Source organism: Lentzea sp. NPDC036955, from assembly GCF_055608005.1.
In genome coordinates this window covers 707790-732123 of record NZ_JBVJRC010000004.1, presented here as the reverse complement: position 1 = coordinate 732123, position 24334 = coordinate 707790, and the positions used below count along the sequence as shown (strand labels likewise).

At 64.3% G+C, this 24334-nt stretch carries 30 protein-coding genes; 21 read left to right on the top strand and 9 right to left on the bottom strand.

Translation table 11 applies throughout. From position 1 onward, the window contains the following. The first annotated feature begins 206 nt into the window (after positions 1-206). A complete protein-coding gene (locus ACZ7CF_RS17090) occupies positions 207-1238 on the top strand; it encodes a LysR family transcriptional regulator (RefSeq protein ID WP_360401825.1) in 1032 nt (343 codons plus the stop codon). Between the two features lie 33 nt (positions 1239-1271). Here ACZ7CF_RS17090 and ACZ7CF_RS17085 read toward each other — a convergent pair whose 3' ends face one another. The 4 genes from ACZ7CF_RS17085 to ACZ7CF_RS17070 all read right to left on the bottom strand — a co-directional run bounded on the left by ACZ7CF_RS17085 (position 1272) and on the right by ACZ7CF_RS17070 (position 3437). Next, positions 1272-1424, bottom strand: coding sequence for a hypothetical protein (locus tag ACZ7CF_RS17085; RefSeq protein ID WP_470369975.1), 153 nt, complete (start codon positions 1422-1424; stop codon positions 1272-1274). 140 nt (positions 1425-1564) lie between these two features. Further along, positions 1565-2311, bottom strand: a complete 747-nt coding sequence (locus ACZ7CF_RS17080; protein WP_360401819.1) for a transglycosylase SLT domain-containing protein — start codon at positions 2309-2311, stop codon at positions 1565-1567. A 406-nt stretch (positions 2312-2717) separates the two neighbouring features. Further along, positions 2718-3104 carry a hypothetical protein gene (locus ACZ7CF_RS17075; RefSeq protein ID WP_470369974.1) on the bottom strand — a complete coding sequence of 129 codons (387 nt, stop codon included), beginning with the start codon at positions 3102-3104 and terminating at the stop codon, positions 2718-2720. Positions 3105-3161: 57 nt separating this feature from the next. Continuing rightward, positions 3162-3437, bottom strand: coding sequence for a hypothetical protein (locus tag ACZ7CF_RS17070; RefSeq protein ID WP_470369973.1), 276 nt, complete (start codon positions 3435-3437; stop codon positions 3162-3164). 779 nt (positions 3438-4216) lie between these two features. Here ACZ7CF_RS17070 and ACZ7CF_RS17065 point away from each other — a divergent pair. Further along, on the top strand, positions 4217-4594 hold the full coding sequence (locus tag ACZ7CF_RS17065; protein WP_360401810.1) for a helix-turn-helix domain-containing protein: 378 nt from the start codon (positions 4217-4219) through the stop codon (positions 4592-4594). 84 nt (positions 4595-4678) lie between these two features. On the opposite strand, the gene ACZ7CF_RS17060 is transcribed toward ACZ7CF_RS17065, so the two are convergent. Continuing rightward, positions 4679-5422, bottom strand: a complete 744-nt coding sequence (locus ACZ7CF_RS17060) for a class I SAM-dependent methyltransferase (RefSeq protein ID WP_470369972.1) — start codon at positions 5420-5422, stop codon at positions 4679-4681. Between the two features lie 465 nt (positions 5423-5887). Then, positions 5888-6598, bottom strand: coding sequence for a hypothetical protein (locus tag ACZ7CF_RS17055; protein WP_470369971.1), 711 nt, complete (start codon positions 6596-6598; stop codon positions 5888-5890). A gap of 895 nt (positions 6599-7493) precedes the next feature. Between ACZ7CF_RS17055 and ACZ7CF_RS17050 the strand changes: the two genes are divergently transcribed. Together ACZ7CF_RS17050 and ACZ7CF_RS17045 are read left to right on the top strand one after the other, a co-directional pair. Next, entirely contained in the window at positions 7494-7985 is a 492-nt protein-coding gene (locus ACZ7CF_RS17050) for a DUF4365 domain-containing protein (RefSeq protein ID WP_470369970.1), read from the top strand. After that, positions 7982-9220, top strand: a complete 1239-nt coding sequence (locus ACZ7CF_RS17045; protein WP_470369969.1) for a hypothetical protein — start codon at positions 7982-7984, stop codon at positions 9218-9220. Before ACZ7CF_RS17050 ends, ACZ7CF_RS17045 begins: the two co-directional genes overlap by 4 nt. A 70-nt stretch (positions 9221-9290) precedes the next feature. On the opposite strand, the gene ACZ7CF_RS17040 is transcribed toward ACZ7CF_RS17045, so the two are convergent. Continuing rightward, positions 9291-9998 (bottom strand): HAD family hydrolase, encoded by a 708-nt coding sequence (locus ACZ7CF_RS17040; RefSeq protein WP_470369968.1) that lies wholly within the window; start codon positions 9996-9998, stop codon positions 9291-9293. 78 nt (positions 9999-10076) lie between these two features. Here ACZ7CF_RS17040 and ACZ7CF_RS17035 point away from each other — a divergent pair, with 78 nt between their 5' ends. The 5 genes from ACZ7CF_RS17035 (at position 10077) to ACZ7CF_RS17015 (ending at position 14372) form a co-directional block, all read left to right on the top strand. Then, entirely contained in the window at positions 10077-11285 is a 1209-nt protein-coding gene (locus ACZ7CF_RS17035; RefSeq protein WP_470369967.1) for a helix-turn-helix domain-containing protein, read from the top strand. Positions 11286-11388: 103 nt separating this feature from the next. Further along, positions 11389-11631 carry a hypothetical protein gene (locus tag ACZ7CF_RS17030; protein WP_470369966.1) on the top strand — a complete coding sequence of 81 codons (243 nt, stop codon included), beginning with the start codon at positions 11389-11391 and terminating at the stop codon, positions 11629-11631. Next, the gene (locus ACZ7CF_RS17025) at positions 11628-12500 is read left to right on the top strand and encodes a Scr1 family TA system antitoxin-like transcriptional regulator (protein WP_470369965.1); all 873 of its coding nucleotides are present in this window, start codon (positions 11628-11630) and stop codon (positions 12498-12500) included. The genes ACZ7CF_RS17030 and ACZ7CF_RS17025 overlap by 4 nt, the downstream gene beginning before the upstream one ends. A 4-nt stretch (positions 12501-12504) precedes the next feature. Next, positions 12505-13362 carry a helix-turn-helix domain-containing protein gene (locus ACZ7CF_RS17020; protein ID WP_470369964.1) on the top strand — a complete coding sequence of 286 codons (858 nt, stop codon included), beginning with the start codon at positions 12505-12507 and terminating at the stop codon, positions 13360-13362. Positions 13363-13454: 92 nt separating this feature from the next. After that, positions 13455-14372 carry an aminoglycoside phosphotransferase family protein gene (locus tag ACZ7CF_RS17015; RefSeq protein ID WP_470369963.1) on the top strand — a complete coding sequence of 306 codons (918 nt, stop codon included), beginning with the start codon at positions 13455-13457 and terminating at the stop codon, positions 14370-14372. On the opposite strand, the gene ACZ7CF_RS17010 is transcribed toward ACZ7CF_RS17015, so the two are convergent. Then, positions 14369-15784 carry a hypothetical protein gene (locus ACZ7CF_RS17010; protein ID WP_470369962.1) on the bottom strand — a complete coding sequence of 472 codons (1416 nt, stop codon included), beginning with the start codon at positions 15782-15784 and terminating at the stop codon, positions 14369-14371. The genes ACZ7CF_RS17015 and ACZ7CF_RS17010 overlap by 4 nt on opposite strands. Positions 15785-15967: 183 nt before the next feature. Continuing rightward, a complete protein-coding gene (locus ACZ7CF_RS17005; RefSeq protein ID WP_470369961.1) occupies positions 15968-16297 on the bottom strand; it encodes a GntR family transcriptional regulator in 330 nt (109 codons plus the stop codon). Positions 16298-16454: 157 nt separating this feature from the next. Here ACZ7CF_RS17005 and ACZ7CF_RS17000 point away from each other — a divergent pair, with 157 nt between their 5' ends. From ACZ7CF_RS17000 to ACZ7CF_RS16945, 12 genes are all read left to right on the top strand, one after another. Beyond that, a complete protein-coding gene (locus ACZ7CF_RS17000; protein ID WP_470369960.1) occupies positions 16455-16844 on the top strand; it encodes a hypothetical protein in 390 nt (129 codons plus the stop codon). 194 nt (positions 16845-17038) lie between these two features. Next, positions 17039-17251 (top strand): hypothetical protein, encoded by a 213-nt coding sequence (locus ACZ7CF_RS16995; RefSeq protein ID WP_470369959.1) that lies wholly within the window; start codon positions 17039-17041, stop codon positions 17249-17251. Beyond that, positions 17248-17514, top strand: coding sequence for a hypothetical protein (locus ACZ7CF_RS16990; RefSeq protein ID WP_470369958.1), 267 nt, complete (start codon positions 17248-17250; stop codon positions 17512-17514). Before ACZ7CF_RS16995 ends, ACZ7CF_RS16990 begins: the two co-directional genes overlap by 4 nt. A gap of 3 nt (positions 17515-17517) precedes the next feature. After that, positions 17518-17703, top strand: coding sequence for a hypothetical protein (locus ACZ7CF_RS16985; RefSeq protein WP_253322590.1), 186 nt, complete (start codon positions 17518-17520; stop codon positions 17701-17703). A 78-nt stretch (positions 17704-17781) separates the two neighbouring features. After that, a complete protein-coding gene (locus ACZ7CF_RS16980; RefSeq protein WP_470369957.1) occupies positions 17782-19152 on the top strand; it encodes an FtsK/SpoIIIE domain-containing protein in 1371 nt (456 codons plus the stop codon). A gap of 48 nt (positions 19153-19200) precedes the next feature. Beyond that, entirely contained in the window at positions 19201-19662 is a 462-nt protein-coding gene (locus tag ACZ7CF_RS16975) for a hypothetical protein (protein WP_470369956.1), read from the top strand. Then, complete coding sequence (locus ACZ7CF_RS16970; protein WP_470369955.1) at positions 19659-19985, top strand: WhiB family transcriptional regulator; 327 nt, start codon at positions 19659-19661, stop codon at positions 19983-19985. Before ACZ7CF_RS16975 ends, ACZ7CF_RS16970 begins: the two co-directional genes overlap by 4 nt. Then, positions 19985-20170, top strand: a complete 186-nt coding sequence (locus ACZ7CF_RS16965; RefSeq protein WP_470369954.1) for a hypothetical protein — start codon at positions 19985-19987, stop codon at positions 20168-20170. Before ACZ7CF_RS16970 ends, ACZ7CF_RS16965 begins: the two co-directional genes overlap by 1 nt. Before the next feature lie 8 nt (positions 20171-20178). Then, positions 20179-20970 (top strand): hypothetical protein, encoded by a 792-nt coding sequence (locus ACZ7CF_RS16960; RefSeq protein ID WP_470369953.1) that lies wholly within the window; start codon positions 20179-20181, stop codon positions 20968-20970. Between the two features lie 83 nt (positions 20971-21053). Beyond that, on the top strand, positions 21054-22400 hold the full coding sequence (locus tag ACZ7CF_RS16955; protein ID WP_470369952.1) for a replication initiator: 1347 nt from the start codon (positions 21054-21056) through the stop codon (positions 22398-22400). Beyond that, positions 22384-22587, top strand: a complete 204-nt coding sequence (locus ACZ7CF_RS16950; protein ID WP_470369951.1) for a helix-turn-helix transcriptional regulator — start codon at positions 22384-22386, stop codon at positions 22585-22587. Before ACZ7CF_RS16955 ends, ACZ7CF_RS16950 begins: the two co-directional genes overlap by 17 nt. Beyond that, entirely contained in the window at positions 22584-23975 is a 1392-nt protein-coding gene (locus ACZ7CF_RS16945; RefSeq protein WP_470369950.1) for a tyrosine-type recombinase/integrase, read from the top strand. Before ACZ7CF_RS16950 ends, ACZ7CF_RS16945 begins: the two co-directional genes overlap by 4 nt. Positions 23976-24334: the final 359 nt, after the last annotated feature.

Genomic DNA, 24334 nt, shown 5'->3' with positions numbered 1-24334 from the left:
TGGGGGCCCGCCGGCTTGCGCCTGGCGGACCCCCACCCCCCAATGATTCCCCCCGGAATCGGCTCCCACGCGTGGTCGCCGCAGATAGTTTTGTACACCGCCAGATAAGTGTCCAGGGATTTACCGGCAGAATCTGCAGATTATCTGTCTGCGAACTGCGGTCAAGTTCAGTTCAACTGATCGGTAGAACACCAGAGAGGGTTCCGATGTCCGGCTCGTCCCAGTTGGTGCTGCCCACCAGCACCTCGCTGCACCGTCTGCTGAACATGCCCGGCGCTCTCCTGGACACCACGATGGACCAGCTCAGGACGCTGTTGACGGTGCACGAGACCCGGTCGGCCCTGCGCGCGGCACGGGCGCTGGGACGTGAGCAGTCGAGCGTGCAGAAGCAGCTGGACACGTTGAACAGGAACTTCCGGGAACTGTGCGGTGAACCGCTGGTGGTGAAGCAGGGACGCGGAAGGGACGTGCTGTTCACGCCCACCGGTGAGTCGCTCGTCGAAATGGCGCGGGAGACGCTCGCGGACTGGCTCGACGGAATTCACGAGTGCCGCCGCAAGCTCGGGACGACCGTCACCGTCGGCACCACGCGATACATGCTGGACACGCTCGCGAAGGCGTGGCACCACGTCGCCGACGAGTTCCGCGAGCGCGACGTGGACCTCAAGGTCGTGCACATCCGCACCAAGGACATCTGGACGAAGCTGGAGACCCGCGAGGTCGACGTGGTGTGCGGCAGCGTCGTGACGCGGGCGGGCGCCGGCTGGGAGCGGCCGGAGTTCGACGTGATCGAGTGGCGGCGCGGCGGCCTGGCGCTGCTGACGAACCTGCCGGACGCGGTCGTCGGCGAACGGGTGCGGGTGCCGCAGCTGCGGTCCCTGCCGCTGGTGGTGCCGGGAGCGGGGTTGATCGCGGAGTTCCTGCGCGGCTGGTTCGGCCCCGACTACCGGCAGAGCATCGACATCGCCGCGGAGATCGACGAGATCCAGTACGGCATCTCGCTGCTGCGCTCGAACCTCGTCCAGGGAGCCATGATCGTGACGTCCGGTTTGGGCGTGGTGGCGTCGAACAACGAGCTGCGGGAGGGAGGCGGCCTCCGGGTCGTCGAGCTCGCAGATGACTCGCTGGAGCGGCTCGTCGGCGTTTTCGCCCGAACGGACGAACTGTCGAAGCACCCGGCCGATCACCCGCTCAACCTGCTGTGGGCGGCCTTCACAGCAGAAGCGCCCCGGCCGTAGCCGAGGCGCTCCCGGGGTCCTGCGGGTGCTGCGCTACTGCGTCTTCGCGGGTGTCATGGCGTCGTGCTCAGGCCTGCGGGGCTCGACCTCGGGACGGTGCTGGGCCTTGGCCATCTTGGCCAGCCAGCTCGTCGCCTCCGAGCGGATCTTCGCCAGCTCGGTGTCGGGTGCCTGTTGCTCGTTCATCGGCCACTCCCTGCGTTCGGGGGATCGCTTCGATGGGAGCACTACCGGGCGTGCGCCCGCTAGGGCCGCCATGCTTGTGGGTGAACTCTGTTGACAGCATCGCCCGCCGATGGGGTTCCCGCACCCCGGGGCGACCGTTCTCAGTACCCCAGGTACCCGCCGCCCAGGTTCATGTTGACCAGACCCGGGTGGTTGTGGAAGCCGCCGTAGCGCGCGTAGGTGTAGCGGACACCGGCGATGATGTTGTCGACCGGCGCCAGGATGTTGTCGTACCCCGGCAGCTTGTACGCGCGGAACGTCGGGTCGATGCACTGCATGAGCCCCTTGGACGGGGTGCCGCGCAGCGCGTTGGAGTCCCAGTTGTTGACGGCGTTCGGGTTGCCGTTCGACTCCTTCATGATGATCGTGTAGATCTCGTCGAGGCTGCTGTTGTCGATGTTGGTGCCGTTGGCCTGCAGGACCTTGATGGCTTCCTTGATCCAGCCCTCGACCTCGCGCTGCTTGGCCGGCTTGCGCATCTCGGCCTGGAGCTCCGCCTCGACGCGAGCCGCCTCCACCCGCTGCGCGTGCGCGTCCTTGGCGATCTTGCTCGCCTGCTCGAACGTCTGCATCGCGTACATCTGCTGGAACTGCAGCAGGCGCCCGACCTCACCGCCGGGGTTGACGTCGTGCACGGTCTTCAAGGCCTGCTGCGTCTGCGGAGCCGCCCCGAGCTCGGCCGCACCCGCGGCGAGGTCGGTGGAGGAGCCACTGGTGGCCGCGTTGGCGATGGCGGCCGTGCCGGCGGCGACACCCGCCGCGACGACGATGGCGCTCACGCGGTGGGCGAGCGGGACCTTGTCGTCCTCGGCGCGGTGGGAACCGGGCTTCACTTCTGCTTTGGGCACGACCGTGTACACGGTTCGGCCGGCGGCCTTGCTGTGCCGGGCCAAGGGGGAGCCTCCTGCGTCGGGGAGCTTGGTCTCCGGCGTTCCCGGCGGGGGATTCCGGGCGGACCCGCGGAACCCGTCGAGCTGCGGTTCCCGTGTCCTGCCAGTGACCAAACCGTTATCGGCGGGCGAGAACGTAACCTCGCGTCACGAGCACAGGCAAGCCTGGGCACCCGTTCGGTGACTCTCGTCACGTTTCCGATGACTTGGGCGATCCGTTGCTAACACACAGTCAGCACCGCTGTGAATGCTTCCGTGATGTGTTCATCGTTGCCTCCTGACGAACCGGCGGAGCTGTCTGCCGGCTCGGTGCTCGCTTGGCACACAGTTCTGACGAGAGGTACGGAAGCGTGGCCGCCGCGGTTCACGGCCGGTTGTTCTGGCGCCTCTGCTCCAGCGCCTTGAGCACCCAGTCCGCGCTGTCGCTCGGCCCGCTGTTGAACGCGATGGCCGCGTCCGGCTGGAGCCAGTGCACGAGGTTCACCACCTGCTGGAACACCTCCAGCAACTCCGGCTGCTTGCGGATGCCGCCACCGACGACCACGCAGTCGTACCGCTTGACCTTGAGCCGGTCGGCGATCCCGGCCAGCGCGGCGTCGCCGAGCTGGGCGAAGTCGACGAGGTGGAGGTCCTCGGCGAGACCGAGCTCGGCCACGAGCCTGCTGCCCTGCTCGATGGCCGCGGCGACGGCGTCCGGGTCGTAACCGGGGATGGTGTGCGGGTCGAAGCCGATGACGAGAACGGTGGGCACCCGCCGGAGGCTACTGCCGTTCGGTGGCCCTCGGCACCGTTGACGAGGGCCACCGGTTCAGGACGCGGGTGCCACCTCGAAGCCCGCGATGCCGACCCTCATGCCGAGGAGCCACATCAGCGCGGTGGCCGCGCCCAACAACAAGGCAACGCCGAGCGCGAGCGTGAGCAGGCGCAGCAGCAGTGACCAACTGGACGTGTGGTGGCGGATCGTGGACCAGAGGTTCTCGGCGGGTCCTTCGCTTCGGCGGGAACAGGCGTGCTGGCCGGCAGGCGCGACCGACCGTTCGTCGTCCGCGTGGTTCTGGGCGGCGGACCGACTGGCTAACGTCACTTGTCGCAAGCTCCTTCGCGTGTGGAGTGGTTTCAGCCCGGCGAAGGTGATCGAACGGCTCCCTCTGGCCAGGGAGCCGTTCCTCTTTTTAGGCGTGCACCTCCGGGCGATGGCCAGCGTATGGAGCCGAAGGGTGCGCATACGGCCGTTGGTCGTTGAGCGGCACCGTCCACACGGTGGGCTGCAGGAGCGTTAACGAGCGGGTAGTCGCGTTGATCGAACTCCATGGGCCTTTGAAGGCCTTCCCGCGCCGTTGAAGGGTTGTCCACAGGCGGTAGGAGCTCGCAGGGCTGCGATGAGCGGCTGGTCGACGGTGCACGTTGCCTGCGGGAGAAAATCTGTGGTGACGGAGGTAGACATCCTCGGTCCGATGTGGGTAGCATTCTCCTCGTCGAACAAGAGGTCCAGGGCACGGGAGATGACGAACTGCCCGTGAGATGTGCAAGAAGGCAGTCGGCGAAAGCGAAACCGGCATGTGCATGAGGTCCGGTGCCGGCAGCCACGTGAGAGTGAAAGAGCAGTAATCAGAGGAGAAGGGAAGGGTTGCACCCCATCGGATCGCCCGCCTTCGGCTGAACTCGGCCGGACGGGTACCGCAGTTCCATCAGATTGGAAGGTGGTCTTCGGTTACGCACACGCGATCCCCGCAGTGCCCGCTTCTGACAGGGGCCGTGCGGACAGAGCAAGTCGATCTCACGGTCGGCTAGGTGGAAGTGAAACCCAACAACCCTGGGGCCCCGGTGCTACGGCATCGGGGCCCCTCGTGATGCGGAGGCGCGATGACCCCTGGCACAGATGAATCAACTGCGGAGAACCCGCAGACGACAGCCGAGAAGTTCGACGACGAGCACTACCCCGCCTACACGATGGGCCGGGCCGCGGAGCTGCTGAACACCTCGGCGAACTTCCTGCGCAGCCTGGACGAGGCGAAGCTCATCGAGCCCCAGCGCTCGGCCGGCGGCCACCGCCGGTACAGCCGCTACCAACTGCGCCTCGCCGCCCGCGTCCGCGCCTTGGTCGACCAGGGCACGGGCCTGGACGCGGCCTGCCGCATCGTGACGCTGGAGGACCAGCTCGCCGAGGCTCAGGCGATCAACGCCCGGCACACCGCTCCGGTGCCGCACCAGGAGGCCCGCCCGCCGCTGCGTGGCGCGTAGGCCCGCACAAAGCAGATCTGCGCTGGCGAGAACCCTGCTCCAAGTCGTCCGACCAGCGCAGATCCACTGCTCCGCCGCTCCGGGTCAGGCGGCTTCCAGGACGAAGAACAGGAAGCTCAGGAAGGCCCCGCCCGGGAACTCCGCCATCTCGTCGGGGAACAGCTCATGGGCCTCCGGCGCCGGAGGCGGCTCGCTGATGACGGCCGTGCGGAAGCCCGCCGCGGTGAAGGCGTCGGTCATGGCGTGCAGCGGCCGGTGCCAGTAGGTGAGTGTGGCCTTCTGGCTGTTGAAGTCGTACTCGTCGGTCCACTTGGTGGTCGCGAAGTAGTCGGTCTTGCGATCCAGGATCTTGAGCATGATGGGGTGGTTGACGGCCACGATCAGCCGCCCACCGGGCTTCAACACCCGCCGCAGCTCGGCCAGCGGTGCGGACCAGTCCTCCAGGTAGTGCAGGACCAGCGCGGCGACGCAGTCGTCGAACGCGCCGTCGGGGTACGGCAGCGGCTGGCTGATGTCGGCGACCCGCAGGTCCGCGTCGTCGCCGAGGCGCTGCCGCGCCAACTCCACCATCTTCGCGCTGCGGTCGAAGCCGGCCACCATGGCGCCCCTGTCGCGCAGCACCTTCGAGATGGGGCCGGAGCCGCACCCGGCGTCCAGGATCCGCCGGCCGGTCACGTCGCCGGCCAGGTTCACGATCGCGGGCCGGGTGTAGTGGGCGTTGAGGAGGCTGGTCTCGTTCACGGCCGTGTAGTTCTCGGCGAAGAGGTCGTAGTCGTTCTCCACCGGTGCGGTGGTGGGGCTGTTGGGATCGGCAGGCATGGTCTCCATAGTGCCGAGATGTCGATCACCGTGTCGGAGCAGTAGTTCGCCCGGAAACGGATCTGCGCTGGTCGAAGACCCGGTTCGGGAGCTCCTTCCAGCGCAGATCGTGATGGTCGCGTGGGTGAGGTCAGCCGCGCAGTTCCATCGTGCGGAGTTACCCCAGCTCGACTGATGCCAGGCTGACCTGCGACGGAGGCTCACCCCAAACTCGATCACCGACCGGCGTTCCACACGTGTTCCAAAGGCCGGCGTCCGGCCGACCGGCGCAGCGAAGCGGATATCTGGCGTACCGAGTGGCAGTCGTTGAACACGCTTCGAGGGCAAGCCTGTGGGCTGGTCGACGCCGTCAAGGCGTTGAGCTGTCCATAGGCGCGGCAGCCGAGCGCCGTGCCCAGCTTGGTGAAAGCTTGGACACGGCGCTCGTCCCAACTCAAGGGCCGCCGTCGACAAACAGCGGCGCCCGCTACTCGGTCACGCGGCCATCCGCCAATGCACGACGTAGCCGGCTGCCTCCGCAGCGATCAGTGGATCGAGGCGGTCGAGCTTGCCGCGCTTCGGTTCGAAGTACGGCTTTCCGCGGCGAGCGTCCAGAACTACAGGAACCGCTCCAGGCAAGGTCTCGTCCACGGTCCGCTGCAAGATCCTCAAAGCGATGTTGGCAGCGTCGAGCTGCAACACCGGTTCCTTGAGGTAGGCCAACACCGCCCACGTCGATCCGTCAGGCAGACGCAACCCCAGGTGCGGCTGCACCTTCAGGTCCAACTCGCCAACGGTCAACACGGACAGCTTGGTCCGCACGCCAGAGGCCTTGAGACCAGAGAACCACGGCAGGAAGCCCGTCTTGATCTCGGTGAACGCACGCTCCTGCCCGCGGCGGTTAGCCCTTGCGATTGCTGCGTTCAGCTCGTTCTCGGGGCAAGGCGAGTTGGCCGCACGACGCATCGCGTCCCTCATACGCTGATAGAACGCGCGGCAGACGCCATCCTCTGCGTCGTGGAGACTGCGCTGTTCCTTGACGATGTCGATGCGCCGGCTGTTTCGGCTGCCGACGTACTCGGTGAACATCAACGTGGAGATGTCCACGTTCTGTGCCTTCAAAGATCTCTCCTGTTCAGTAACAGGCAGGCACACCGTGACTACTCGAAGCAGCCGCGAGCACTGGTTATGCGCTTGCCGCTTCATCGCGCTAGGGTCGGGGTGCGAAGTCCGGGCCCGTGTCTGGTGCCACCTGCCTCCATGGCAAGTGCTCCTGCCATGGGCCTTTCGCATATGCGGCTCAAGCAACCAGCGGGTCAGTACCGCGCCGCCGCATCGAACAACCTCGGCCCCAGCCCATGAGGCCCACACCTCACTCCTTGCGCACGATGGCGCACGTTCGTCTGTCTACTGAGGAGGAGTGTGAACCGCCTACGGAGCGGATGCAACTCGACACGAACACACGTTCGCACAAGATCTAGCGTGATCCGCAGGCTGTGGATACGACATGTTGTGTTCTGTGGATAACCTGCACTCATTACGACCTGGAACTACACCTAGGTAGTTCCGAGTTATCCACAACCTACGACGTCGAGTTGTCCACAGCAAGACCCTACGAAAGTCGGGTTGCGCCCCGGCGTGTCGTGCCTATGGGGCGACTGCGTTCGACTGTCGCGGCGTCTGCGGGGACGGTGGCCATACCCTCGGCCGGCGCGGACAGCCCTCGGTTGCCTCGCTGGCGCCGACGCGGGCCGCCAGGCCCGCTTGGAGGCGCCAGACAAGACTGCCGAGGGCTGAACTCCGCGACGGCTGAAGCACGAATGGCCAGCGGCCCCGCAGGGGCCGCCTTGATGAAGAGAAGAAACTCTGAACACCGCAGTTGACAACGGTCCACCTGTCGTGTCGTTGCCAAGCCGTGATGGCTAGACCGTAACGCATACCCCTATGGATCTAGATACCTCATCCGTATGGCCAATACGCTTGCCGCTTAGCTTGATCGCTGCAACAAGCGCAGGACATGGGGGAGGTGGCCTTGACGGAGCCAAAGAAGGCTCGCCAGGTGAATATCCGCCCTGTGATCGCGTCATCGTTCACAGAGTGCATGGAGCAGCTGCAGGAGGGCTACGTATTCGCCGTGGCCGCTACAGCTGGATGCACCGTTGAGGTCACCAAAAGAGATCTCTATGGAACAGATATTCGGATCATCCGTCCAGGCGCAGAAGAGAACACCGAAGAAGTAACCGTCCTTGCCCAGCTCAAAAATACCACCACGGTAAGGCCTGACCCACAGAAAGACTTCTTCTCTTATCAACTTAAGAAGCGAGAGTACTTTGAGAAACTCGCCATGCGCCGCAAGGGACCCAAAGCGATCTTGATCGTCATGGCCACCACGCCAGTGCAAGCAGACTGGACCAAAGGAAGCCATGAGTCCCTCGAACTTCAGTACTGCTGCTACTGGCGTAGCCTGGAAGGCGAGACTGCTGCAGACGGAGTAAAATCTCCTACGGTACACATACCGACGGCTAATGTATTCGACGCCAGCGCCCTTACCGAGATCTTGAACCGACTGGACAGAGAGGAGGAGCTGACATGAACGGTTCGAGTCATCCCTTCACCGATCATCCTGAACGGATCGACCCGGATCGTTTACTTCTGCTCCTTGAAGATCTTGGCTGGAAGATAGCTGGCGGACGAACAGGAATTTACAGGCGACTTACCCCTCCTGCAAACGGCGAGGATTGGGGAAGACGCTGGTCTCTCCTTGTTCCTCTGGACAAGACCGCGCCAGATTTCGAAGATTCCATGCGCGCAGCGATTCTTGAACTTAGCAGCTCAACGTTTCGCGATTTGTGGACTGTGGACTTAGCTCCACGACTGACGAATGAGTTGACGGATTCATTTCGTTTTCGCAAGGAGAGTTCGGCTCCGACCGGCTTGATCCCATGGCGACAGGGCGAGGACCTAATCAGCGCAGCGAGAGCCGCATTGATTGCAGGCGCAAAGTCTCACATTGAGCGCCTGCGGCGGTACAGTAATCGGCATGGGCAATTCGCTGGCAGGTACCTAGACAGCGTGCTTATGGGCCAGACAGCTATAGGAAGCTACGTCGTCACTGCTTACGCTCCAGCGAATACCCCAATTGCGCTTAGCGGCACAGGCAGTCACGAGCAAAGCCTACCCGAGATCGATTCGACTCCCGCGAGAAATATTACTCGATCTGTGGTGGGCGCCCTGGAAGCCGCAGCTGAAGGGCTGGAACACTACTACAACACAGGCTCTCTCAGCGGGTTCGATGCAGCAGTACAAAATGGCCTCTCTTACGAACTTTCCTCCGCGTTGACCAGCATTTCCAGAGACTCAAGCGGCGGAGATATCGAGATCGAATACGATCCCGCAAGCCCACCCGAAGGAGTAAATCCAAAATTCACTTTTGAATTCAAAGGCGCCGACACTGATGTCTTCGAACGGGTTTCGCGTAAACTTGCCGCTAGCGAAGAATCGTCCAGACCCACAACGATCATCGGCCGAGTTCATCTGCTCACCAAAAAGCATGCAGGAGGACCTGGAGTTTTCGGTTTGGAGACGTTAACATCTCCGGCGCGGAAATTCCGGGTGAGGCTAGACGATGCAGATCAGTATCATCTAGCCGTGCGCGCACACGACGAAGACCTCGCTATCCAAGTATTTGGCGATCTAGAACGCGATGGCATGATGTATTGGATATACAACGCACACATTCAGGGAATCACCGGCTCTGTCGAGGAAGTTCGAAATCGCTCGACGACAACAGTCGAACCGGAGGCAGTGCAAGAACAGCTTGAATTTTGATAGCCACAGTCAGTTCGACAAGACTGGCACCTCCACTCAAATTGAAGGACAGACACACTCAGGCAATAGCCTATCGTCTGATCAGATCCCGCACCCTAGCCGTATCTTCTAGGTTCTTGAGAACATCAACCGCTCCAGCTGCCCGTAGCTCTTCAATACTACTTCGCCCGGTCGCCACTGCGATAACTCGCACGCCGGAAGTTAATGCTGCGGCCACATCCTTTTGAGTGTCCCCAATTAGCACCGTGTCGTCTGGGCCGAACTGTCCGCCGAGCTGCCGAGCGGCGCGATCCCTGGCGATTGCCACCAGTTCCGCGCGGTCGGCGTGGTCATCGCCGTACGAACTCGTCTTCAGGTCGAGAAATTGTTCTAACCCGAGCGCGACCAGCTTGATACGCGCGACAGCCCGAAGATTGCCGGTCAGCACCCCTTGATGGACAGCCGGTTCAGACTTCAGCGCCGCCAGGGCTTCACGTGCGCCAGGGAGCACTCGGGCTCGTGATGCGAATTCGTCGCGGCCAGCCTCGTAGCTGTCGATGAGTGCGTTCACCAACTTGCCAATTGCCGCGTTGGTGGGCTCGACCCCGTGCAACTTCAGAGTCTCGGCGATGATGTCCAGCTCGGTCCTGCCGTTCACGTCGGCAAGCTGCTGGAAAGGTCGGCCGATCGCCATCGGGACCGCTCGCTCGTACATCTCGCGCCCCATGCCACGAGACTGAAGCAACGTGTGGTCGATGTCCCAGAGCACGAGCCGTCGCGGCTCGTTCGGCGCGATCATGCTTCGAGTCTGTCACCCGGTTGGGGTCTCGCGCTGGGGCGTAGCATCAGTGCAGGTCAACGCTTCGCAGAGGTGGGAATGGACGAGCAGCTTGCAGCCACGATCGGCGAACGCGTGCGCCTGTTCTGCCTCGCTTCGCGGAAGTCCAAGACCGTGATTGCTGGGCTGGCCGGCATCACGCCTGACTACCTCTATCAGATCGAACGCGGCCTCAAGCTCCCCACGGTCACGGTGCTGAAGCAGCTGGCCGACGTGCTGAACGTGTCAGCCGATGAGCTGTTGAGCTCCGCAGCGAAGCGTGAGACGCCGACCCGATCAGGCTCGGCGGGAGATGCCCTGTACAGGGCGTTTACCCGGCCGCTGACCTCAACTAGCGGCGCGGTAGTGGACGTGAAGGCCCTGCGCAGCAACGTTTTGAGCGCATGGGAGACCTGGCAGACGTCAGCCACGCGATACAGCCAGCTCACGCCGGAACTCCCCGCGCTCGTGATCGAGGCCGAGCAAGCATTGCGTGATGGCGGGGGCCTGTCCGCGGCTGAACGTCGGGAAGTTCAGCGCTGCGCTGCTGATCTCTACGCCCTGCTGCGGAGCGTTGCCAAGAGGCTTGGCAGGGTCGACGTTTCGATGCTCGCGGCGGACCGGGCAATTCGTGCCGGAGAGGACGCGGACGATCCGCTGCGGCTGGCGATGGCGCAATGGAACTTGGCTCAGGTCCTGCTTGCCGATGGTGAGGCTGAGGGCGCGGAAGACGTCGCGATGCACGGGGCGGAGGCGCTGGGTCCGCAGATGGAGGACGATCTGGACGCCGTGGCGCTCCGCGGTGCGCTCCTCCTTGTTGGGTCTATTGCGGCAGCACGCTGCGGTGACGCGTGGAGGGCCAGAGAGCGCGTGCGTGCGGTCGAGCCGTTGGCCAAGCGGACCGGCGAACGCAACACGCTTTGGACGGTGTTCGGGCCTACGAACGTGGCGATGCACGCGGTCAGCGTTGAGGTAGAAGCTGGCGCGGCGGCGGACGGGCTGCGGTTGGCAGAACGGATCGACCACGACCGCTCCCCCTCGATCGAGCGTCGTGTGGCGTTTCTCCTCGACCAGGCCAAGGGCCAGGTGCAGCGCCGTGACTACGGCAGTGCGTTGGTCATGCTGTCCGCCACGGCGCGTGAAGCACCCGAGGACCTGAAGCATCGGCCGGCCGCGCACAAGGTGCTGGGAACGCTCGTACAGCACGCTCGGCGTTCGGTCGCGACGGAAGCTGCGCGGCTGGCTGCGCGTGTTGGCGCACCTCTCTGAGCAGCAGCGCTCCCGGCTTGGTCTAGCCGACAGCTCGGATTACTGATCAGTAGTCGATCTAGCGTCGCTGCTGTCAGGCGCCCTGCAGCTGTCGTGTCGAGGAGTGCTCACCGTGTTGTCGTCCGATGATGTCGAACTGGTCGCGGGTCTCCGCAAGGTCTCGGAGCTGATGCCTGGCGTCGCGTTCGACATCGTCATGGAGACCCTGCCACCCCAGAACGAGCGCGAGTTCGGCCAGATTCTCATCTCGCTCGGCGAATCGCTGCTCAAGCGTGGCGAAAGACGAGGTCGTACCGCGCAGGCGGTCGACAGCTCCGGGATCACTGACGGTGTGGGGCCGCAGTGACGAAGAACTTTCGGCCGTCAATGGCGGAGAGGGCAATCGGCCGCGAACTGCGCAGGTGGCGGAGCGAGGCTGGTCTGAGTCTCGCTGCTGCGTGCCACCGGGCTGGGTTCTCGGCAGCGACGCTCAGCCTGACCGAGAACGCCTTGAAGCCGTTCGACCCACTGGACATTATGCTCCTGGGCCGCGTCTACGACCTTCCGAATGACGTCTGGAAACAGCTGGTCAGGCGCGCTGAGGCGGCTGCGGGGAGATGCTCTCAAGGCACGAACGTGCAGCACGGTGCGGTGGAGCTGAATGCGACCAGAGACGCAGACGAGTCTTACCTTGAGGCCGTGACGATCTCCGCTTTCGGTGCGGACATGATCCCGCGCTTCCTCCAGACGCCGGAGTACAGAATCTCTGCCGCCGCCCTTGGAAGCCCTACCTATCCGGCCGAGTATCCAGAACGCACGGCGGAGCTGCAATCACGTTGGATGAACAACTTGGGTTCAACCACAGGACGCAGCCCCAGAGTAAACGTCCTGGTCAGCACACATGCGGTTCGCCGAGTGGTCGGCAACCCGACGATTACGAATTCCGCTCTTCTTCAGCTGATCCGACTCTCTGAAATCGAGACGTTCACGGTTCAGGTCACAGACGGCGAAGGTGTTCCAGAAAGTTCATTCTTCCATCTCTCCTTCCCGCACCCGCAACACGAAGACACGGTGTACGTGGAAGGCCAAGGCGACGCGCGGTACATCGAAGACTTGACCGTGTGCCGACTGGTCAACCAGAGCTTCAGAGCGCTGCAACAGGTTGCCCTCAGTCCGGCGCAGTCCATAGAGGTGATAGCCGAGACGGCCAGCATCATGAAAGACGGAGGCAACTGAGCGCATGGATCGGAAACCACTCACCCCGCGGAGCCGTGAGCTCGGCGACGAACTCCGAACCCTGCGGGAGCGGTTCGCCAAGGGGGCCGAGTTCGCCAAGGCCCTCGACTGGGACCCCAGCAAGGTGTCAAACATCGAGCGCGGAAAGGTGCATCCGACTGATGTGGATCTTGCTCAGTACCTGACTGCGTGCGGCAAAGACCGACGCTGGATCGCCGAGTTCATCGATCGCTACCAGCAGGCCTTCGAGCCGTATTTCGCCCAGCAGCCGACGAACGTCACGACGATCCTCTTCGCTGAGCGAACTGCAACAGGCATCACGGGTTATGGCGGGACGATGATCCCGGACCTCTTCCGAACGGACGCCTACACGGAGCATGTCCTACAGCAGTGCGGGGCAACCGCCGAGCAGATCCAGACAGCTGTCCAGTCCCAACAAGAACGCCGGTGCATCCTGCGCGCGACCAAGCGGCCGAACTGCATGTTCTACGTGAACGAAACCGCAGTCAGAGCACAGCTCGAAGACGACCGCGCGCGAATGGATCAACTTGAGCTGCTCAGGTGTCTGTCGTGGGCACTTCGCGTTGTTCCGGCGGACGAGAAACTGTTCTCGTCATCCGGCTTCACCCTCTACGAATACGAGAAGATGCCCGACACAGCAGTCGTGGATTGCGATTTCGCAAGGGTTTTCGTTCAGGACGAGGCGGCGACGTCACGATGCCGGAAGGTTCTGGCTACCCTTGAAAACGTCGCGCTGAGCCTCTCTGAGTCCAGAGACCTCTTCAGCCAGTTGCTCTCAGAGGAGTACGTGACAGCGATAACGGCCGCGTCGTGCGAGCGTCCAGACAGCCCTCGACGCTGAGCGCTCGAACGGGTGTTAGGTTCAGGCATTGAACCCTGCGGGCACTCGGAAGAGCCTGGAAGAGCAGGAACCAGACCTCTAGCGTGGGCAAGGTGCGCAACGTGCTTGAAGCAGACATCCCGGACGGGCCTTTCAGCTCTGGTCTTGTGTCTGCCGTGCTGAAGAAGGTCTCCGCCCAGACGGGAATCGACTCGACCGGCTCACGCCTGATGCGGCTAGGCGAAAACGCCTTGTTCCATCTTCCGAATTCGTCTGCGGTGGTGCGCATCGCCCGGAACGAGGATCACTGGGACGACGCGGTCAAGGAAGTGGCTGTCGCGAGTTGGCTCGCAAAGGAAGGCTTGCCCGCCGCGCGGCTGTACGACCTCGATCAGCCGATCTCGGTCTCCGGGTACCCAGTGACGTTCTGGCGCTACATCGACGGTCGTAACGGGGGTCGCAGTGACGTCGACGCCCTCGGCCAACTGCTGCGGAGGCTGCACCAGACGCCGCGACCGACGACGTTCGAACTACCTGAGCAGGACATCCTTGAGCGCGTCGCACCTCGGATCGAATCCGCCTGCGTGCCAGATGCCGACAAGCGCTTCCTGCTCGACAAGGTCGCCGAACTCCGGAACAAGATCGACGCGCTCATGTTCCCGCTGGAGCCGACTGCAACTCACGGGGACGCACACGTTCAGAACCTGATGATCAGTGATGGTGCAGCGCTCCTGATCGACTTCGAGCGCTTCTCGTGGGGACAGCCCGAGTGGGACCTGGCCATGACTGCGACTGAGTACCTGTCTGCCGGCTGGTGGACAGCCGACGAGTACGGCGAGTTCTGCGAGGCCTACGGCCGAGACGTGACGCAGTGGGACGGCTTCGAAGTCCTGCAGGCCACACACGAGATCAAAATGACCACGTGGATCATGCAGAACGTTGACGAGTCCGAAGAGGTCGCTGCCGAGTACGCCACACGGATTCAGACCATGCGGACCGGCCGCACAACGGAACCGTGGCGGCCCTTCTAAGCGATTCTGGTCAGCAGAGCGGCAGTTCCGAGGTCAAGGCCCGGATAGTGCCGAATCACCCGCTCGACGAACAGGCGCGTGCGGTGATCGTTTGCGTGTAGCGCTGCAAGCTGCGCGTGGAAGTCGGTCAGGTAGCGCACATATCTGCTCGATTGCAGCGGACCAGCGAGGTCTACCGCGTCGATCGCCAGGTCAACGGCTTCCTCCAGGTCTCCGTTCGTGAGCGCCCCGGCGGCCGAGACCATGCCGATGAAGGCTCGCGTCCGGGGTGGAGTGTCGTCCGGGGCGATGGCTCGGGCGGCGTAGAGCCGGGCCTTCTCCGACTGCTTGAGGTCGCGGAAGCCGTGGGCGGCCTCCCCCGCGAGTTCCTCGGCGTTGAAGTAGCTGATCCACGGCGGCTCGTCGTCAGGGACGTGCTGGCTGAAGAAGCGCTCCGCCTCGTGCATCACGCGGGCGAACTCTCGGGCCTGGCCGCTGCTGGCCAACGCCCTGGCCTCCATCGCGAGGAACATCGCCGTAACCGCCGGCGTGGCCTTGGCGATGGTCGAGCCCTGCGCTGCACGCGCGAACTGGACGGCGTCGTTGAAGCGTCCGAGGTAGTTCGCCTGGTGACTGAGGTTCGCCAACAACCGTCCGCCCAGGACAGGATCTTGAGCCTCGCGGGCAAGACGGAGTCCCTGCACGAAGTACCGCTGTGCTGCTCCGTGGCGGCCCGCATCGTAGGCGCTCCAGCCGAGCAGCTGCGCCACCTCCGCGGCTGCGCTGAACAGGTCGCGCCGCTCCGACTCGCTGTGCACGCCCTGCAGAAGCGGGGTGATCTCGGTCTTGAAGTAGAAGAGCAGCATCTTCCGGACGTGCCCGCCCCCGTACTTGAAGTCGAGGTCCATCAGGTTGGCCGCCGTCGCGCGGATCGCCGATGCCGCCGCTCCCCCGCCTCGACGCAACTCGCCTGCTTCCGCCACGTGCAGCGAGTCGCCGAACAGGTAGCCGGTGATGATGCTCGGCGTCGCCTCCTGCGCCCACTGGGAACGCACAAGAGCAGGCTGATCTTCGAGGTCAGCCGCGGTGAGTTGGCTCATCAGGTCAACGGCAGCGTCTGCACTCGGCGGGTACTCCGCACCGTGCTCAGTCGCATCGGGGCCGACGGGTTGAAGACCGCCGTTGAAGCCGATCTCCCCGAGGTCGACGCGCCGGCCGAGCTTGGCTCCTAGCGCAAGAGCGATGTAGTTCTGGGTTGCAGCCTTTGGCCGCGTTCCATCCAGCCAGCGACGAACGGACACGTGATCGGCCGAGATGGTCTGACCGTCTCGTTGGGCAAGTTCTCGCACTCGTGCGGCAAGCCCCTTGTTGCTCATGTCGGCTTCCGACATCACCGCAGCTAGGAGCTTGTTCGGTTCGCTGTTGCCGGTCAAATGATCACCGTGTCTGCACGCCGTGCACCTCCCGTGCACCCCTTCCGTGCATCAATGCACCCCCTTGAGCACACTGCAATGCACCCCCTCACCTGCCGTTCTATGTCTACATGAACGGAACACCGGATGAGTTGGAATTCATCAGCCTCAGGCTGCGTCAGTTGCAGTTCGCCATAACGAGGGTCACTGAGAAGGTGGAACAGATCGAGGATCGTCGGCGGCTTCGAGCTGCTCGACACGCTCAGTCAGATGCAAGACCGCCGCCTGCAATTGATCAAGCTGGCGGATGACCGTCTCGATCGTGGCCGGGCTTCGATCCTCGGCCGGCGGTTCTTGAACGAAGACGCCTACGGCGGGTTGCGAGACCACCCAGCCCTCGGTCTCAAGGATCTGCACAGCCTTCTGCGCGGTCCCGAGTGCGACGCCGTGTTGCTCGGCGAGTTTGCGGTGACCGGGTAGACGGGCGCCCACTTTCAGGGCTCCGGACCGGATGTCTTTCTTCACCGCTTCCACGACTCGCTGGTACGCGGCTAGTCCTGGCTGGTCACTCACGAACATCAGACTAACTTTGATCACCCTCACTGACATAGGTCACCCGATTGGACTATGCCAGCTGATCCATACTGCTCTATATTGGTATGTATCGGTTGCTCGTCACTGGAGGTACGACATGGCTCTGAACGACATCCCCGTGATCCTGTCCCACTACAAGCTCCTGATCACCGAAGCGCCCTGCGTGAAGATGCGCGAGCTCGACGGCGGCCAGCTGGTGCCCGTGGTCGATCGCAACACGAACGAAGAGCAGTTCGTCGTGGTGCTGTTCGCCAAGGCCCGTCCGGCTGAAGGCCGCCGCAAGACGAAGGGCGAGGAGATCCGCGTCAACCTTCCCGGCGACCCCGGTGCGGGGTTCGAGGAAGGCGACTACGTCGAGCTGATCAACCCCGTGATCAACACCTACGAGATGCGCGGGGAGGACGGCAAGATCACCGCCTCCGGCCTGTGGTTCAAGGCAGACGGCCTCACCCCTGCGGCACGCATCGTGTCCGCTCCCGCGGCTTAGCCCCGCAAGCCCTGCCCGGTAGGCCGGTAGCCCGCTTCGAGTCGGGCCAGGGCACTCATTTTTGTTCTTTGAGAATTCCACAGTGAGTCGAACCATGCCTAAATCTGGAGCATTTCATGTGCTCCGGGAGATTCGGTGAATCCAGGTACGCCTTCGTTCCTGGGTTTGCCGTGCCTCCCGAAAGGAATTTCAGCATGGATGAGCGCTCGTACCCGATCGAACTTGCTGATCCGGACGGCAATGACCCGCGCTTCACGTTCGGCCTCGTTCATGAGGTTGGCGAAGTCCTTACGAAGCACGGCTTTCCGGGCGTCGGCGAGAGCTGGCGTGACCACTTGGAGTTGCAGCAAGCGTTGTACCGCTTCATCTACGTCGGCGACTTGAGGACTGAGAGGGTGGCTAGTTGATCCAAGAGATGTTGAACGAGCGAGCACAGCAGCAGTACGGCGCGTTCGTCGGCGCGATGGACTTCGTTGAGGAGCTGTTGGTGCCGCTGGAAAAGCTCATCAACCGGATGAGCGAGAAGCCCGGCAAGGCCGGTGGCTGGCAGGTCGCGACACCCGACGAACTCAAGGGCTATCTGCGGACCGCGCGGAACGACCTCAGTGCGCTGCGGGAGCAAGCCAAGCGGCACGAGATCAATTTGAAGGCCAAAGAGTGGGGAGCCTGATCAATGTCTCACCAGCTCGACAACGCCGTGTCCAACCTGGACCAGGCGATGAAGCAACTCCGCACGGCAATGGACGGAATCCCGGTTCGCCGTGAGGGCTTCACGGACCTGCGGCGCCGGTTCGTCCGCTCAGTCAGCGTGCTGACCACGGAGGCGTCCTACGCCCGCGGGCAACTGCCCAACAACTGAATCCGCACTGATCAACGCGGCGGCCGATCTTCGACACGTTCGAGGGTCGGCCGTCGCACTTCCCTGAGGAGTACTGCAATGGGTTGGAAGTGGAACGCAAGCAAGCGCGTCGTAGCCGCCGAGTTCCGCGCGGCACGGTGGCTGGCCAGGAACCCGGAATGGATGCTCGCCCCGTCTGCCGTCGCGGCCGGTGCATGCACGCTCGGCCCGACCGTCACGGGCTACGTCCTCGGCGGCGCGGCTGGTGCGACCGGGCTTTGGTACCGGGGTCACCCGGACTCGTTCGACACCTTGGCCGCGCCCACACTGCGGGCCTGGCAGCGGCGGTGGTTCGGGGCCTACGTCGGTGGGCGCTGGCGGGACCTGATGGACGTGCACAAGCTGACAACCGAGCACCGCCGGAAGAAGATCACGAACTACCCGCGTGTGGTGCGGGTCCGCTCGTACTCGCCGTCGATCGACACCGTGTTGGTGAAGCTGGCCAAGGGTCAGTCACCGATGCACTTCGCCCGGCAGGCCGAAGAGCTGGCGCATGCGATGGAAGCCGAACGGGTCGCTATCGAGCTGGTGAAGCCGGGTTACGTGGCGCTCGTCGTGCAGCGGGACGAACCGTTCACCGAAGTCATTCCGGCGCCGGATATGCCAGAGCGCTCCGAGGACGTCGATCTGCGGGCGGTGCTACTGGGTGAGGACGAGTACGGCGGCGACTGGACCGAACCCGTCCAAGGCACGCACACCCTCACGGCAGGTGGCACGGGCTCAGGCAAGAACTCGCTGGCGTTCGCCAAGCTGCGCTCGATGGCTCCGCTGATCAGAGACGGCATCGTCCGCCTGTGGGTCTGCGACCCGAAGTACCTGGAGTTCGCGGCCATCAAGCCGATCACGGAGAACCGCTACGCCGATGACGCGGGCGAGTGCCTGGAGCTGATCGAGATGTGGGTCGACGACATGGAGCGCACCCAGAAACGGATGCAGCGGGCAGGGCTGCGGTCGGTCCAGCCGTCGCGTGAGTACCCGCTCAACCTGCTGATCGTGGACGAGATCGGCTCGTTGGTCGCCTACAGGCCCGAGTACGCGCGGCAGATCACGGGCTTGCTGGCTCGGGGCACCTCGATGGGCCGCGCAACCCTTCACGTCGCGGATGCCTACATCCAAGAACCGGACAAGGACACGCTGTCGATCCGGGACCTGTTCCCTAATCGCATCTGCCTGCGCACCACGTCACCGACGCACCCGGACATGGTGCTGGGTGAGGGCGCTCGCGAACGAGGTGCGATCGCCGACCAGATTCCCGCGATTCCTGAAACGGCCGGCATCGGCTACCGCACCGACGAGCGCTCACGCGTTCCCCGCCGAGTCCGCGCGGCGTACACGACGGACGAGAACATCCGCGAACTCGTGGAGTTCGTCCGCGACGACCAGACCGGCTCTCTTCGCTCGATCGCCTGAGCTTCCTTCACCCCAACACCTTTCGCCACTAATCGTGGAGGCCTTGCCATGCCCGAAAACAGTGCACCTCGCCGCCTTGACGGCCTGCTCCGCTCGATCCGCGGCCACATCCGCACGCTCGGCCTGCCTCGGCCAGACCGCCTGGTCATCTCCACGCCGTCCGGCTCGGTGCACGCCGAATTCACCTCCGGCACCGCACCCGATCGGCTCGCGTGCCTGCTGGTCTGGGCAGCCTCATTGCACGGGGTCGAGCTGACCTGGACACTCCAGGCCGCGGAAACCCTCTCGGTCGCGGCGACTGGGCGCACTGCCTCCGGTGTGACGCTCGGTCTTGCTGCCTCGGCCTTGGTGGTCGAGCTGGGCGGCAAGGTCAAGTCCGGCTCGGGGGTGGTGCTCGCCCAGGCTTTCCGGCTGGCCGTGTGCACGCCGGAACAGGTCACGGTCGATGAGGTCGCCCAGGTCGTCCAGGCCGCGCGGGTGTCCGGTGCTCGACTGGCGGTGGCGGCGTGAAGAACAGCGACGCCGAAGCCTTCAGCTACCGGGTGTTGATGCGGGTTCTGTTTGGCCCGACTGACGGACCACCCGCCTGGCGTGAACGGGCTGCCTGTGCGGACTCCGACCCGAGCCTGTTCGACACCGCCGGCCGGATCGCCGCTGCGAAGAAAGTGTGCGCGTCCTGCACGGTCATCGCCGAGTGCCGCCAGGACCAACTCGACTGGGAAGCCACCAGTCCGCGGTTCCGGGCCAACGCCTCCGGTGTCGTCGGCGGCCTCACCGGGGCTGATCGGCGCCGAATCCACCACCTCGCCAGGAACGCAAAGGACGTGGCCTGATGAAGCTCGTACTTGCCGTCCCGGTCAACCTCCGCGGCTTCGTCCGCATCGCGCACATGGCGTTCGCTGTCGTGACTTCCCTGATCTGCATGTACCTGCTGTTCGGCTTCGTCGGGTGCCTGGTGCTCGCCGTCGAGCTGCTGTGGCTGGGGTGCCTGCTCCTCAAGGCAGCGCACGGGGAGTAGGTGGCCTCGTGTCCGAGAAGTCCAATCACGGCAACGAAACTGAATCCGAGGTACTGCGCGAGACGCGGACCGTTCGGCGTCTGCGTGCCCAGCTCGATGAGGCGCAGGACATCCACCAGCTCACCGCGAATCCGTTGCTGGCGGCGGTGCAGGCGAACCGGTTCCGGGTGTCGGTGACGCGCTCCATGTGGTGTTTTCTGACCTGCGGTCTCGGCTTTACCGCGACCGGCGTGCAAGCGTTCCTCGCCGGGCACCTCGGGCCTGCTGATCCGATGTGGTGGGGAGCGTGGCTCGTGGAACCGGCCTTCGCCGGAATCCTGATCACGCTCCTGCGGTGGGAAGCGCAGATGCTCTCCCACGGCCTGGCGGTCGATGACCGGCCGGTCAAGTGGCTCAAACGGGTGCTGCTCGGCGCAACGCTGATCACCAATGTGTGGTCGTCGCTGCGGCCTCCGGACGGGCAGATCAACGCCGGGATGGTGTTCCTGCACCTCGTGATCCCGCTCGTGGTGTTCCTGCTCGCCGAAGTCATGCCGGTGATCCAGGCACGCTGCAACGCCGCTCGTGACAAGGCGGCTGAGCTCGTTACTGCGCCGGCATCTGACACTCCGAGCGCAGTCGCTCAGGCGGTACCCGCTCGAACCGCTCTGAGGCTTCCCGGACATCTGCAAGGTGCGCTGGACGCCAAGGCGAACGAGGTGCATGCGGAAGGTCGAGCGCTTACCGCGCAAGACATCCAAGACGCGCTCAACGTGCCCGAGGAGTACGCCGCGCGGCTCGCTGCGCAACTCGCAGCCTGACCCATCTCAACCACGCGGGGCATGACCAGAACGCCGGTCATGCCCCCGCCTTTTCCTTTTCCCGCAACGAAAGGAGGGTCACCGTGCTCACTCTGGAAGACCGCATCACCGCACGAGTCAAGGCGGTCGACTTCCGGGCATGGCGAGACCGGGTGACCGCGATTGGCGGCTGTGCCGCGCCCATCCGGTTGTCAGGCGCCTTCCAGCTCCAAGACCTCCACGGCGGGCTGATCGAGCACATCGGCGGGGACGTGATGGTTCCGTGCGGCAACCGCCGTGAGTCGGTCTGCCCGGCCTGCTCGGACCGGTACGCGGCCGACGCCTATCACCTGATGCACGCGGGCCTAGCTGGCGGAAGCAAGGGCGTTCCCGTGGACGTCTCCGAGAAGCCTCGGGTGTTCGCGACGCTCACCGCGCCGTCTTTCGGCCTGGTGCACAACCGCCCGACCACCACGACGGGCAAGGTCCGGCCTTGTACGGGCTGCGGCGAATGGCACCATGGCGACGATCCCCGTACCGGTGGTGCTGTCGACCCCGGCAGCTACGACTACGCGGGGGCGGTGATCTGGCAGGCACACGCGGGCAAGCTGTGGCACCGGTTCACCATCGCGCTTCGCCGCAAGCTCGCTGGCGCGGCCGGCCTGAAGGTCGCCGAGTTCAAGCACCACGCCCGGCTCTCGTACGCCAAGGTCGCTGAGTATCAGCGGCGGGGATTGGTCCACTTCCACGCCGTCGTGCGCATCGACGGACCAGACGGGCCACACGACCCCACCCCGGCCTGGGCAACGGCCGAACTGCTCGGCGACTGCATCAAAGCTGCGGCTCGGACGGTACGGATCGACACAACGCGGCCGGACGGCTCGGCGTTGCGCCTCCTGTGGGGCGAACAGGTCGACACCAAGCGAATCCGCGGCTCCCAGGTGGAAGACGAGTCCGGGGAGATCAGTGAGGCCCGGTTGGCGGGCTACGTCGCGAAATACGCCACCAAGGGCACCGGCGCGAGGGACACGGCGGACCGGCCAATCCGCTCCCAGCTGGACATCGACATCCTCCAGATCTCCGAGCACCACCGGCGGATGGTGCAGACGGCCTGGGACCTCGGCGGCCTGGCCGACTTCGAGGAACTGAACCTGCGCAAGTGGGCACACATGCTCGGGTTCCGCGGCCACTTCCTCACCAAGTCCAAGCACTACTCCACAACGTTCCGCGCCATCCGCGAAGAACGCCGCACGTTCCGGACGCTCGAAATGTTCGAGCGCCTCGGACTCGACCCTGCGGCCGTGGTCGTCGTCAACGACTGGCAGTACGCCGGATCCGGCTACGACAACGACGCGGAACGCGAACTCGCGGCCGGCATCGCCGAACGGGTCCGAGCTCAACGCCTGCGCAAGTACGAACAGGAGGGGGAACACCATGTCCGAGCTGCTTGATCCAGATGACTTCATGACGGCCGACGAGTTCTGCGCCCGAATGCGCATCTCGAAGGACACCTTCTACAAGTGGCGGCAGATCCCCGGTGCCGCTCCTGTCGTGCACAAGATGCGGAACGGGGCGTTGCGTATCTCCGGCGCTGACTTCGCCGCGTGGCTGCTCGGCCTGCGGAGTGATGCCGCGTGAACCTGACATACAAGGTCAGCATCTACGCGCTGAAGGTCCTCAAGCCGGACGTCAACGGGAAGGTCCGCCCGAAGCCGTACGGGGTCCGCTGGGCAACGGCCGGAAAGCAGCATTCGGAGTGGTACAAGTCCAAGGCGCTCGCGGACAATCGCCGCTCCGACCTGAAGCAGTTCGTCAAGAAGGGCGAAGCCTTCGACATCACGTCGGGGTTGCCGGAGTCGGAGGTCAAGAAGCAGTCCGCGCGGTCGCTGTTGAAGCTCGCACAGGAGTTCATAAGTGAGTCGTGGGAGGAGGCGGCGCCCAACACCCGGAAGCGCTACGTCGACACCTTGGCCATCCCGGTGGCCGCGTTCGTGGGGTCACAGAAGGGTGCGCCTCCGGCTCGCGTGCTCCGGCGGGTGTTGACGACACACCTCCTGCCTGACAACACCCGGAACCGGTCACTGACGGCGGCGGAGCAGGACGCGGCGGGTTGGATCGAGACCAACTCTCGTCTGGTTCGCGAACTGGCTGACAAGATCGAAACTGGTCGGCTGCTGCGGTCGCTCGGCCGAAACCTCGACGGCAGGATTGCAGCCGCGTGGACGACACGAACCCGGCGAGGCGTGCTTCATCATCTGCTCGGGTTCGCGGTCGACGTCGGCGAACTCGATTCGAACCCGGTCACAGGGATGAAGTCTGCGGTGCAGCGGGGAACGAGCGAGGTTGACCCTCGATCGGTGGTGAACCCTGCTCAAGGGCGCCAGTGCCTCGCGGCTGTGACCTATGCGGGCACCACAACCGGGCAGTACGACTACCTGTACGGGTTCTTCGCGACCATGTACTACGCGGCTCTGCGTCCGTGTGAGGTCAACCGGCTGAGGGAAGCTGACTGCAAGCTCCCCGAGACCGGCTGGGGTGAACTCATCCTGGAGAAGTCGGCTTCGCGGGCGAACGGGCGGTACACCGACTCCGGCGAGCTATGGGAAACGCGCTCGCTCAAGCGGCAGGCTGAGGGCGCCGTCCGACCAGTGCCGATTCCGCCTGTGCTGGTCGCGATCCTCCGGTGGCATCTGGAGACGTTCGGGACCACGCCGGATGGACGGTTGTTCCGCGGGATGGTCAGCGGCGGACCGGTCAACGCGACGGTCTACACCCACGCTTGGGGTCGCGTTCGTGAGCTCGCGCTCTCGCCGGAGCAGTTCGAGTCGCCGTTGGCGGACACGCCGTACTCGCTCCGGCATGCGGCGGTCTCGACGTGGCTCGCGGCTGGCCTGCCTCCGGCGGAAGTTGCGGAGCGGGCAGGGCACACGGTCGACGTCCTGTTGAAGGTCTACGCGAAGGTGCTGGACGGGCAACGAGAGAAGTCGAACCTGAAAATCGACGCCATACTGAGTGGTGAGGAGTAACCGCGTCGCTGGAACCGGAGTGGTCACGCGACTGAAGTGCCGACAGGCGCGCTGGCAGCAAGATCGTGTCCAGGCATAGGCAGGGCCCCCGCGCCAGATTGACACGGGGGCCCACAAGCGGCGGCGGCCGACCTTGGCCGATGACTCCTCGGTAGCGCTGACCACGCTGACCACGAGGGCATTGGACGTCCAGTCGGCCGCCTGCAGGTCACTCGCCGGATATGAGCGGGTCGCGACCTGCTGATACCAACTGTAGCATAGTGACTGACCGATGAACCTACCGATTTACCAGAGCTCATACCGGCCAACTTGCCGATTATGCGGGAGTCAGCCGCGATCAGGCCTCGTCTGGATCTTGA

Coding starts and splice junctions, on each gene's coding strand:
- ACZ7CF_RS17090 (WP_360401825.1), top strand. CDS start 207: ATGTCCGGCTCGTCCCAGTTGGTGCTGCCCACCAGCACCTCGCTGCAC.
- ACZ7CF_RS17085 (WP_470369975.1), bottom strand. CDS start 1,424: ATGAACGAGCAACAGGCACCCGACACCGAGCTGGCGAAGATCCGCTCG.
- ACZ7CF_RS17065 (WP_360401810.1), top strand. CDS start 4,217: ATGACCCCTGGCACAGATGAATCAACTGCGGAGAACCCGCAGACGACA.
- ACZ7CF_RS17060 (WP_470369972.1), bottom strand. CDS start 5,422: ATGGAGACCATGCCTGCCGATCCCAACAGCCCCACCACCGCACCGGTG.
- ACZ7CF_RS17055 (WP_470369971.1), bottom strand. CDS start 6,598: ATGAAGCGGCAAGCGCATAACCAGTGCTCGCGGCTGCTTCGAGTAGTC.
- ACZ7CF_RS17050 (WP_470369970.1), top strand. CDS start 7,494: ATGGAGCAGCTGCAGGAGGGCTACGTATTCGCCGTGGCCGCTACAGCT.
- ACZ7CF_RS17045 (WP_470369969.1), top strand. CDS start 7,982: ATGAACGGTTCGAGTCATCCCTTCACCGATCATCCTGAACGGATCGAC.
- ACZ7CF_RS17040 (WP_470369968.1), bottom strand. CDS start 9,998: ATGATCGCGCCGAACGAGCCGCGACGGCTCGTGCTCTGGGACATCGAC.
- ACZ7CF_RS17035 (WP_470369967.1), top strand. CDS start 10,077: ATGGACGAGCAGCTTGCAGCCACGATCGGCGAACGCGTGCGCCTGTTC.
- ACZ7CF_RS17020 (WP_470369964.1), top strand. CDS start 12,505: ATGGATCGGAAACCACTCACCCCGCGGAGCCGTGAGCTCGGCGACGAA.
- ACZ7CF_RS17000 (WP_470369960.1), top strand. CDS start 16,455: ATGGCTCTGAACGACATCCCCGTGATCCTGTCCCACTACAAGCTCCTG.
- ACZ7CF_RS16995 (WP_470369959.1), top strand. CDS start 17,039: ATGGATGAGCGCTCGTACCCGATCGAACTTGCTGATCCGGACGGCAAT.
- ACZ7CF_RS16985 (WP_253322590.1), top strand. CDS start 17,518: ATGTCTCACCAGCTCGACAACGCCGTGTCCAACCTGGACCAGGCGATG.
- ACZ7CF_RS16980 (WP_470369957.1), top strand. CDS start 17,782: ATGGGTTGGAAGTGGAACGCAAGCAAGCGCGTCGTAGCCGCCGAGTTC.
- ACZ7CF_RS16975 (WP_470369956.1), top strand. CDS start 19,201: ATGCCCGAAAACAGTGCACCTCGCCGCCTTGACGGCCTGCTCCGCTCG.
- ACZ7CF_RS16965 (WP_470369954.1), top strand. CDS start 19,985: ATGAAGCTCGTACTTGCCGTCCCGGTCAACCTCCGCGGCTTCGTCCGC.
- ACZ7CF_RS16950 (WP_470369951.1), top strand. CDS start 22,384: ATGTCCGAGCTGCTTGATCCAGATGACTTCATGACGGCCGACGAGTTC.